Source organism: Mycoplasmopsis gallinacea, assembly GCF_012220205.1.
Classification (GTDB): Bacteria; Bacillota_I; Bacilli_A; order Mycoplasmatales; family Metamycoplasmataceae; genus Mycoplasmopsis; species Mycoplasmopsis gallinacea_A.
Genome location: NZ_CP047225.1, coordinates 14588 through 24969 on the forward strand (window position 1 = coordinate 14588; position 10382 = coordinate 24969).

The following is a 10382-nucleotide window of genomic DNA, read 5'->3' on the forward strand; positions in this document are numbered from 1 at the left end:
ACACAGACATTGCTGTGTCGTTTTCTTTGCAAACTTAAATAACTTCACCACCAATACGGTTGTTTTCTTTATCCATTTCGGTGATTCTAGTTTTAATAACTTCACCTGGGGAGAATGATTCGTAAATAGTTTTATCTTTTAAATTGATTTTACTGATGTGAATAAAAAGTGATTTTTTAATACCGATGTACACAAATAAACCAAAGTCTGTGATGTTTTCAACAGTTCCTTCAATTTCTGTTCCGATGTGAAGATCTTCCATTTTGGTAATATCTTTTTTAAGAATAAATCCAGTCTTATTACGGTCAATATTTTTAATCGGATTTGATAAAGCTTTGATAATTAAGTCTATTTCATAAAAATTGCTATTATATTTAGTTGCAAGTTCGTTAGCATCTAAAAATGATAAATCCACACCTTGTTCATTTGGTGTAATTTTGTAATCTTTAATAATTGCATTAGCAAGTTTATATGATTCAGGGTGAATAAAGGTTTTATCTAAAAAGTTTTTAGAATTGAAAATTCTTAAAAAACCAATACATTGCTCATAAGTTTTAGCACCAAGGCCTTTAACTTTTTTAATTTGGTTTCGATCTTCAAGATTCCCAAGTTCTCTTCTAAGTTCCAAAATATTTTTCGAAGTGCTTGGTTTAAGCCCTGAAACATGAGTAAGAATTTCTTCAGTAGCCGTATTAACATCTACCCCAATTTGGTTAACAACTTTGGAAACCTTAAATGCTAAATATTCATCTAATTCTTTTTGATTTAAATCGTGTTGGTACTGTCCGACCCCAATTGATTTAGGATCAATTTTAATAAGTTCATTAAGTGGATCTAAGAATTTTCTGCCAATGTGAATAGCACTTCTTTCTTCAACACTAATATCAGGAAATTCTTTTAAAGCTATTTTTGAAGCTGAATATACACTAGCTCCAACTTCAGAAACGATTGTATATTTAACATTTAATTTGTTTTTTGAAATTAATTCAGCGACAAATTCTTCAGTTTCCCTTGAAGCAGTTCCGTTTCCAATTACGATAATAGAAACTTGGAATTCTTTTATTAAATCTAAAATAATTTTCTTAGATTTATCTACTTGTTTTTGTGGTTCATGTGGATACATTTTAGCAAGTTTTAATAAATCACCATTTTCATTTAACACTGCCATTTTGCATCCATTTGCATAACCTGGATCAATTGATAAAACAACATGATTAGTAGTTGCTGGAGCAAAAAGCATTTTTTCAACGTTGTTTGAAAAAATTTGAATTGAGGCTTTTTCTGCTTTTTCAAATAAATCATTAAAAATTTCTCTTTCAATACTTGGTAGAATTAATCTTTTTAATGAATCCTCAATTGCTACCATAATATTTTTATGGTTGAATTTTTGCTTAATATACTTTCTTGCGATGATATTTTTAAGAAATTCGTCTTGATAAACAAAATCTAGTTTTAAGATTTTTAAATTCACTCCGCGGTTAATGGCTAACACATTGTGATTTTTAATGTATTTGATTGGAATAATAAATTCATAATAAATTTTGAATTTGTTTTCTTCATCATTTGCACCCTTTTTAAGGGAAGTTTGAATTTTTCCATATGTTAAAATGTTGTTTTTGATTTGCTGGCGAACATCTGGATCTTGACTAATTCATTGAGAAATGATATAAAAAGCATTTTCAATTGCCATTTCAGTTGAAGTAACTTTTTCATTTATGTATTTTTGGGCTTCTTTTTTGATATCAAAATTAGGGTTTTTGTTTTCTAAGATAGTTTTTGCAAAAGGTTTAAGACCCATTTTAATAGCTTCACTAGCTTTTGTGATTTTTCCTAATTTAAATGGTTCATAAATTGCTTCCACTTCACTTTTAGTAGCTGCATTTTTAATTTTGCTTGCAAGTTCTTCAGTTAAAATGTTTTTCTCTTCTAAAATAGCAAGAATGCTCTCTTTTCTTTTATTTAACTCTTGGTTATATTTGTAAATTGACTCAATTTGGTAAATTTGCTCTTCATTAAGTCCACCAGTGGCATCTTGTCTATATCTTGAAATAAAAGGAACTGTGTTCCCTTCACTTAAGAAATTAAGCACTATTTCAATTTGCTTAGTTGAAATATTTAGTTGTTTTGAAGTATCTTTAATTGCTTTTTCTATCATTTTATTTACCTATCATCTTTTTAAATCTACGGTGTTCTTTTTGACTGTTGATTCTCATTGAATCAAGTAAATTCATCACATCTTGTGTATCAAAAACCACAGGAAGCTTATCGCTTTGTTTGTGAATTAATTTAATTTTTTCAATTAACTTATCTTCGGTTACTAATAAAACGTGTTTTTGAACATTGCTTACATCAATTTTAGTATCTTTTGGAAAGACAATAATTGAAACTTTAGGGAATTTCTTTCCGATTGTTTTTTGAAAGTGAGCAAGGTGTTTTTCGTTTTGCAAAATTGGGTTTTTAATCTTAATTTTCTTGCTTTTTGAATTAGATAAATAAAGATCGGGTTTATTTCCGTCACCATTAATTGTCCCTTGGTAAGCTTTGTATTCTAAAACAATCGCAAATTTATCGCTAATAATAAAAGAATCAAGCTCATACATTTTTGAATCATATGAGTACATTCCACCTTCTTTAAATTTAAGTTCTGGAATGTCTAAGTTATTTTTGATTAAGTTGTTAATTTTCTCTTCAAATTGATACCCAATATTTAAGTTTTTACGATATTTTCATAAGTATCAATAAAGGAAATAACCAAATGCTGCTAAGATGATTAAAGTAAAAATGACAATAAGCGCAATAACTGCATTTGAATCAATTACTTTAGATACAGCTTGCGCTGTTTGCTTAGCTTTTTCAGCAGTAGCTTCACTGTTAGCTACTTCAATATTATTATTTGTTGAATCCATTTCTCTCTCATTTCAATCGATATTTAAACATTAAAAATAGTGGTTTTATATTCACTTCCATAAATTTTATCAAGTTGTTCTTTATATGAATTAATTTGAAGTGGATATTTTGTTTTATCTCTTCCATCAATTAAATTGTAAGGATAAATTGTTCCATTTTCATTTCAAAGTTTAGCACTTTGGACAAATTGAATAAAAAGAATCGTGTGATTTGTAACATATTTATTTTCATCATTTAAATAAACTACAGAATCATTTTTTAATGCTCCAAATAACACACCAATTGGCAGTGCATCTTGGTTAATAACCAAGCTTCCACTCACACCTCCAACGCTTTTGTTTGCTTGATCACTTCGATAAGCTACTCCATAAAAATAAGGTAAATCTTCTCCATTAAATTTAGCCCCATGATCTGCTATTTGTTTATTGTGAAATTCGTCAAGTGGCAGAAAAGGAACTTCTTTTTTGCTGTATCAATCACTTCGATTTAAAGAATTTAAATCTTTGTCTAAAACATTAGAAAAAATTCCTTGCCGTTGAGATGAATATGAAGGAAATCCATACACAAAAAGCGAATTTGGCCGATAACGATATTTCAAGTCTCTATTATCTTTTAAAATATTACCTAAAAAATTAGAAATCTCTTGTGCTTTTTCATAAGTATTTACTTCATTTAAATTGCCCAAGTTATCAACTCCAATCATATTTGCTCTTGCTTGTCAAAATGAACGATAATCGTAACTTGAATAAGGAATTTCATTATTAAACATTGAAATATCATTATTTTTAACTTTATTAATTGATTCATCAATTAGTCTTGGAGCTTCACTAACTAATTGTTTTAAGATAGGTATATTTTTCTTTACTTTTGAATATTTACTTACTTTTAAATCTCATTCAATTACAGCAAAATCAGTGTAATAAACTTTATTTTCAGCATAATCTGGATAAGCTTCTTGCTTCATAAAATTACGAGCTAAAAAGAAAGTTCTAGGTAAATTATCAAGTGAAATTTCCATATATTCTAACTTTCCGTTAGATACAGAATTACTATTTCCTATTGCGATAAACAGATGCGAAATAGATTTATTTCTATTTGGTTGTCTATATTCTGGATAATCAAATTCGCTAAAAAGTTCAACAGCAACGTGATAGTTTGTTCCAAAAAATAGCTTGTATTCATCTTTTTCTTTAATTACTTTATAATCAAGTAATCAAAGAGTTCCAGCAGTATAAGTTCCATCATCAAAGTATGTTACTAGTGAAAAACTACGTTTTCTAATTTGATCTAAATACTCATTATTTGTACTTAAATTATAGTAATTAGGAACCGTGTCATTATATTTATAAGCATTTGGAAATTCATTGTAGTAATCTTCAGCTGTTTTAGAACTACTTGCATCTTCGCTAGCAGAACTTTCTTCAGATGAATTATCTACTACATTTTCATCCTCATTTGTTTGATCGCCATTATTATTTAAGTTTGAATTTTCGTTGCTTGTTTGATCATCATTAGCGTTGTTTTCTAAAGATCGATCATTAGTGTGTTCGTCATTTGATTCTGCATTGTTACCAGATTGACTTTCATCATCGTGAGAATCAACTTCTTGATCTGATAGAATATGTGAATTTTTATCATTTTGGTTTGGTTCATTAATTGGATTAGAATTATTTTCTTCAATGTTTTCAATACTTGGAAGCTTAGCATTATCTTCTGAAATATTATTATCATTTTCACTATTATTAGTATTATAAGTTCCGTCAATCTCTTTGTTATTTTCTTCCTTTAAATTCGGATTGTCTTCATCGATAGTTTCTTTTTTTGCTAAATTTGAGTCATTTTCATTATTTTGATTATGAGCAGTTTCTTGCGATTCACTTGCTGCACTTTCATTATCTAAATCAGAATTTTCGTTTGTTTGATCATTATTAGAATTATTTTGTTGAGTATTTTCAGTAGGTTTTTCAGCATTATTATTAGATGACTTCTCACTTTCTAAAGGGTTACTAGACGATTCTTTATTTGTGGATTTTTCACTAATTAAAGCATTTGACTTTGGTGGATTGCAACTCAAAACTACACCAGCTCCAAAAACTAGTGAAATTAAAATTAAGATCAATTTTTTGAACTTTTGAATTATCATGAGAACTCTTTCCGATATTAATATAAACAAATTATAAAGAATTAACGAAAAAAAGAAATAAAGATGTAAAAAACACACCAAATGCTTGATGTGTTTAATGTTTAGAAAATATTAATGAACTTTAGCAACTACTGTATCTAAAGCAATTTCATCACCACTTTGTGCAACGAATTCCACATTTGTGTGTGTTGATTCTGAAAGAACTACAGCAATTACATCACTTTGAATATTTTTCTCTTTAAGTAATGAAAGGTCTACTTTAGCAATTAAATCACCAGCTTTAATTGAATCACCAGCTTTTACTAAAGCTTCAAATCCTTCTCCGTTAAGTGTAACTGTGTCAATTCCGATGTGGATTAACATTTTTACACCTTCTTTTGTTGTGATTCCATATGCGTGTTTTGTATCAAATACTAAATCAACAACACCTTCAACTGGAGAGTGAACATTTCCTACTTTATCTGCTTCAAAGGCAATAGCAAAACCATCACCCATCATTTTCGCAGAGAATACTCCATCATTAACTTCTTCGATGTTTAAGAATTTTCCTCTTGCAGGAGTTTTAATTTCAACATTTACTTTTGAAGATTCTGAAGCTACTTCTTCTTGTTGTTCTGCAACAGGTTGTTCAAAAGCAACTTCTTTATCTTTATTTTCTGCTTCTCATTTAGCAATGATTTCTCTTTGTCCTTTAATTTTTGAATTTAATTGCTCAGCAACAGGTCCAAAAATAGCTTGAACATGGTGTTGACCTTCAACTTTAATACCAGCTGCACCAGCTGCTTTAAGAGCATCTTGATTAACTAATGAAGCATCAACAACGTCATATCTAAGTCTTGATGCACAATTGTTAAATGCAGTAATGTTTGAAAGTCCTCCATAAGCTTGAACTACTGCTAAAGCTTTAGGATCAACTTCACCTAAAAGACCATCTTTTTTAGCTAAGAAATCTTTTTTAGTGAATAATTTTGTGTTGTTTCCTCTTCCTGGAGTTTCAAGGTTGAAACGTTTAATAAAGAAGAAGAATAATCCAAAGTAAATTGGGAAGTATCCAAGTCCAATAACAAGTGATCATCAGAAGTGTGTTCCTTTTTGAACTGGAATAATTCCGTAAATTGTTAAATCTAATAATCCTCCTGAGAATGCCATTGGAACGTGCACACCAGCAAGGTTAGCAAACATAAATGAGAATGCACATAAAACAGCATGTACTCCTCAGAATAATCATGGTGCTAAGAATAAGAAAGTAAATTCGATAGGTTCTGTAACCCCTGTTACGATACATGTAACAACAGAAGGAAGAACTGTGCTTAATGCAACTTTTCTATTTTCTTTTGGAGCCGCTAAAATCATAGCAAGACCAGCTCCTGGAAGTCCAAAGATCATAAATGAGAATTTACCATCCATAAATCTTCCGATTTTGAATCCTAACTCATTTGAAACAAATTCAAATAATGGTAATGAATGTTCTTGCCCATTAACTGTTCATGTAATAGTGTTGAATGGGAATTTTAATAATGCATTTGAAGTTGTTGAATCACCAACATATTTTGTAGGTTCAGCAGAAACAGTTTTAATAAGTTCAGTTAAACTTTCTCCTGGAACCATTGTTTGTTTAGCTGTAACAAAACCATCTTGTCATACTTTTAATGATTCACTAAGATCTCCACCGGCATTTGAATATCAAAGCGGAGCATAGAACACGTGGTGTAATCCAAATGGAACAAGTGCTCTTTCAACAAATCCAAAAATAAATGATTCAAATCCGTAAGGAACTTTTCCTAACGCATTACCAAAAGCGCTAAGACCAACCCCTACTCATGGTCATAAAAGAAGATAAGCAAATGCTAAAACAATCATTGAAGGCATTGTTATGATAGCAACAAAACGTTTTCCTCCAAAGAATGAAATAACTTGTGGTAATTGAATTTGGTGGAAACGGTTGTAAAGTCATTGAACAACAAGACCAACTGTTAATCCTCCAAATACTGATGTTTGTAATGATTTAGTACCTAAAGTAGTACCTACTAATGCTTTAAGAGATTCAGGATTTCTTCCAGCACCGCTAAAAAGAATTGTGTAACCTTTAAGAACATGTTCTTTAACTGAAACTGTAGCTTCTTGATCGGTTGTACCCTCAAGAATCCCTTTTACATTTTTGGTTTCTTCAACCATATAATCTCAAATAAATACGCTTTGAATAGCGTTGAATACAAAGTATCCAATAATTGCTGCAAAGACTGCAACTCCAGCTTCATCAGTGAAAGCTATAACGAATGCGGCAGCAAAAAGAAGTGGTAAAGCACTAAAAACAGGATCACCTAATTGGGTAATGAATTTCCCAAAAGTTTCTCATCCAGTTCCTGTTCCTGCACTAGCAATTGCAGCTCCAACTCCAAGGAAAAATCCGGCAATAGCCATAACAGAAATAGGCAACATGAATGCACCTGAAATTTTTGAAAGTACCTTACGAACATTCTTTGAAGAGCTATTATCTAAATTTTTAGGTTCTTTTTTTCTTGAAAAAAAAGAAACTTTTTGAAATAAAGACTTCATTAACGTCCTTTCTATATACTTTTTAAATTTAAATTTAATTTATAAATTGTAAAAAATTGTAAAAATTTTACTTTTTAACTATATCAAAATTGAAAATTTTTTTACAAAAATGGAGCATAAAATGATAAAAATTTCATAAATATAAAAAATTTCCACATTTGTGGAAATTTTACACAAGTTGACTACTAATAAACGAAATTCCGATGATACAAAATACAAGCCCAATTATTAATGGAGATTGGTATTTAGCTCTTTCTCATGAAGGCACGTAAAGTCCAGTTTGATCGTAAGAAAGGTGTTTTTTCTTTGGGTGATTAATTCTGTATTGTTCAAGTTGTTTTTGTTTAAACTCTTTCATTTTTCTCGAAGTAACTGTATAAAAAAGAAACACAGTAATCCCAAGAAGCAAAAGTAAAATTCCCATTATTATTAAAACAATTTTTGTGCGATTATCAGTTTGTGAAGTTGAAGCAATAGTTGCATTATTTTCAGCTTCTAACAAGAAATTTAAAAGTGTATTCATAAAAATAATTTTACAATAAAAACAATATTTTGGTATATTATTAAAATATGAAAAATATAATTAAAGTTAAAATTGAAATTCAAAAAGATTCAAAAATTAAATACGAATATAACCGTAAAACAGGCGAAATTGAAGTTGATCGTATTTTAAGAGGAGATTTTAAATATCCTGCAAATTACGGTTTTATTCCTAATGCACTTGACTGAGATGGTGATGAACTTGACGTACTTGTTTATTCAGAAGAAACATTTATGCCAGGAACTACATTAAATGCTCGTATTATTGGTGCTATGAAAATGATTGACGATGGTGAAACAGATACAAAATTAATTGCTGTGCACCACGATGATTACCGTTTAGATCACATTAATAAACTTGAAGATCTTCCAGCTCCATTTATTGATACAGTAAGAACTTTCTTTTCAACATACAAAAACTGAAAACGTCCAGGAATTACATCAGTTAATGGATTCGAAGATGTTGAGTGAGCATTAGAAGAATATGCTGAATGTGTTGAATTAATGGATAAATACGGATCAATGGATAAAAAAGAATTCATTGAAAAAATGATGAAAGAACACCCAGAAAAATATACAGCTTAATTTTAAGTAACTAAAGCCAAATGGCTTTAGTTTTTTTGCACCTATTTTTTGCAAAAAAAGACATAGCAATAGCTATGTCTTGTGAATGCGTTTAATTATTTAACAACGTATTCTGTAATTTGGTGGTTTTCCACAACAAGGTATTTGTCACCTTTTTGTGTGCCGTAAGGAGCAAGAGCATCTTGTCCTTTTGAATGATCAGCTTTAACTTCGCTAAATAATGTTTTTGAATCAAGAGAAGTAAATACACTTGAGTAAACTCCGAATCCATTTACTAATTTTTCATCTTCTAAAAGACCGATAATTAATGTATTTGGACGGAATTTAGCAACTTCTTTAAGAAGTTTTCCTGTTCTTGAAAGAACAACAACAAATTTGTAATCCCCTCTTCTTGCACGGTTAGCAATATCGTAAGCTATAAGTGAACGAACATCCATGTCGTTTGAATTTTGTCTAACTTTTTCAAGTTGAACATCGTAGTAATTTTTTGAGTAGAATTCTTTTTCAGCTCTTTTGCTAATTGCTGTCATTGTTTTAACAGCTTCAAGTGGGAAGTTTCCGTTTGCAGATTCACCTGAAAGCATAACTGAGTCAGCTCCAAGCTCAACAGCAAAGTAAACATCTGTTACTTCAGCACGTGTTGGGTGTGGTGAATTTTCCATTGAATCAAGCATTTGTGTAGCAACGATAACTGGTTTTCCTGCTTCACGACAAACTCTAATCATTTTCTTTTGGTAGTAAGGAACATCATAGTAAGGAATTTCAAGTCCTAAATCTCCACGAGCAACCATAATTCCATCAGCTGCTTCAGCGATTTCTTCGATGTTTGTTACACCAAGGTGTGATTCAATTTTAGCAATAATTTGAACGTGTGATCCACCGTTTTCATTAAGTAATTGTCTAAGTTCCTGTACGTTTTTAGCTGAGTTAACAAAAGAAGCAGCAACATAGTTAATTCCATTTGCAATTCCAAATTTAACGTCGTTAATATCTTTTTCAGCTAAGAAAGGAAGAGTAAAGTCAACACCTGGAAGGTTAATACGTTTGTTTGTTTTAAGTTTGTGGTTGTTTTCAGCTTTAACTTTAACGTATCCTTTTCCAACTTCTGTAACAACTGTTGATAATTTACCATCATCAAAAAGTACTTGGTTTCCAACTGTTAAATCTTGTGACATGTCATATGAAACAGATAATTCGTTTTCTGTTCCAAGGTGGTTAGCAAAAGCTTCTGGTGTTGTGTGAACTAAAATTTCTGTATCAGCTTTAATAACTTGAGCACCATCAGTCATTTTTCCAACACGAATTTCAGGCCCTTTTGTATCAAGCATTAATGATACAGGGATGTTTAAATCTTTAGATACTTGTTTTGCAATAAGAAATTTGTTTAATTGTTCAGCGTGATCACCGTGTGAAAAGTTTGCTCTAACACATGTAACCCCATTTTCTACTAATGAACGTAATGTTGCGTAATTATCACTTGAAGGTCCAATTGTCGCAACTAACTTTGTTCTTTTTTCTGTAAGTTTCATTTTTCTCCTAATTTTATTAGTTAAATCTCATTTTCTTAAAAATTTAGCTTTAAGTAGTTCTATTTTATCACATTGATTAAAAAATAGCCATAGAAATGACTATTTTTAAACGTTTGAAAAGG

Annotated in this window: 7 protein-coding genes; 1 reads left to right on the forward strand and 6 read right to left on the reverse strand. The window is 30.2% G+C overall.

Annotated elements, in window-relative coordinates; all coding sequences use genetic code 4:
* Window positions 1-34: 34 nt before the first annotated feature.
* From GOQ20_RS00040 to GOQ20_RS00060, 5 genes are all read right to left on the reverse strand, one after another.
* Window positions 35-2155, reverse strand: coding sequence for a Tex-like N-terminal domain-containing protein (locus tag GOQ20_RS00040; protein ID WP_167844896.1), 2121 nt, complete (start codon window positions 2153-2155; stop codon window positions 35-37).
* Between the two features lies 1 nt (window position 2156).
* A complete protein-coding gene (locus GOQ20_RS00045) occupies window positions 2157-2906 on the reverse strand; it encodes a nuclease-related domain-containing protein (RefSeq protein WP_167844897.1) in 750 nt (249 codons plus the stop codon).
* Between the two features lie 23 nt (window positions 2907-2929).
* Window positions 2930-5050 (reverse strand): MIP family Ig-specific serine endopeptidase, encoded by a 2121-nt coding sequence (locus GOQ20_RS00050; protein ID WP_167844898.1) that lies wholly within the window; start codon window positions 5048-5050, stop codon window positions 2930-2932.
* Window positions 5051-5161: 111 nt separating this feature from the next.
* Window positions 5162-7606 (reverse strand): PTS transporter subunit IIABC, encoded by a 2445-nt coding sequence (locus GOQ20_RS00055; RefSeq protein WP_167844899.1) that lies wholly within the window; start codon window positions 7604-7606, stop codon window positions 5162-5164.
* Between the two features lie 169 nt (window positions 7607-7775).
* The gene (locus tag GOQ20_RS00060) at window positions 7776-8129 is read right to left on the reverse strand and encodes a hypothetical protein (RefSeq protein WP_167844900.1); all 354 of its coding nucleotides are present in this window, start codon (window positions 8127-8129) and stop codon (window positions 7776-7778) included.
* A 47-nt stretch (window positions 8130-8176) separates the two neighbouring features.
* Here GOQ20_RS00060 and GOQ20_RS00065 point away from each other — a divergent pair, with 47 nt between their 5' ends.
* A complete protein-coding gene (locus GOQ20_RS00065) occupies window positions 8177-8731 on the forward strand; it encodes an inorganic diphosphatase (RefSeq protein ID WP_167844901.1) in 555 nt (184 codons plus the stop codon).
* 95 nt (window positions 8732-8826) lie between these two features.
* On the opposite strand, the gene pyk is transcribed toward GOQ20_RS00065, so the two are convergent.
* Window positions 8827-10260, reverse strand: coding sequence for a pyruvate kinase (pyk, locus tag GOQ20_RS00070; RefSeq protein WP_167844902.1), 1434 nt, complete (start codon window positions 10258-10260; stop codon window positions 8827-8829).
* Window positions 10261-10382 lie beyond the last annotated feature (122 nt).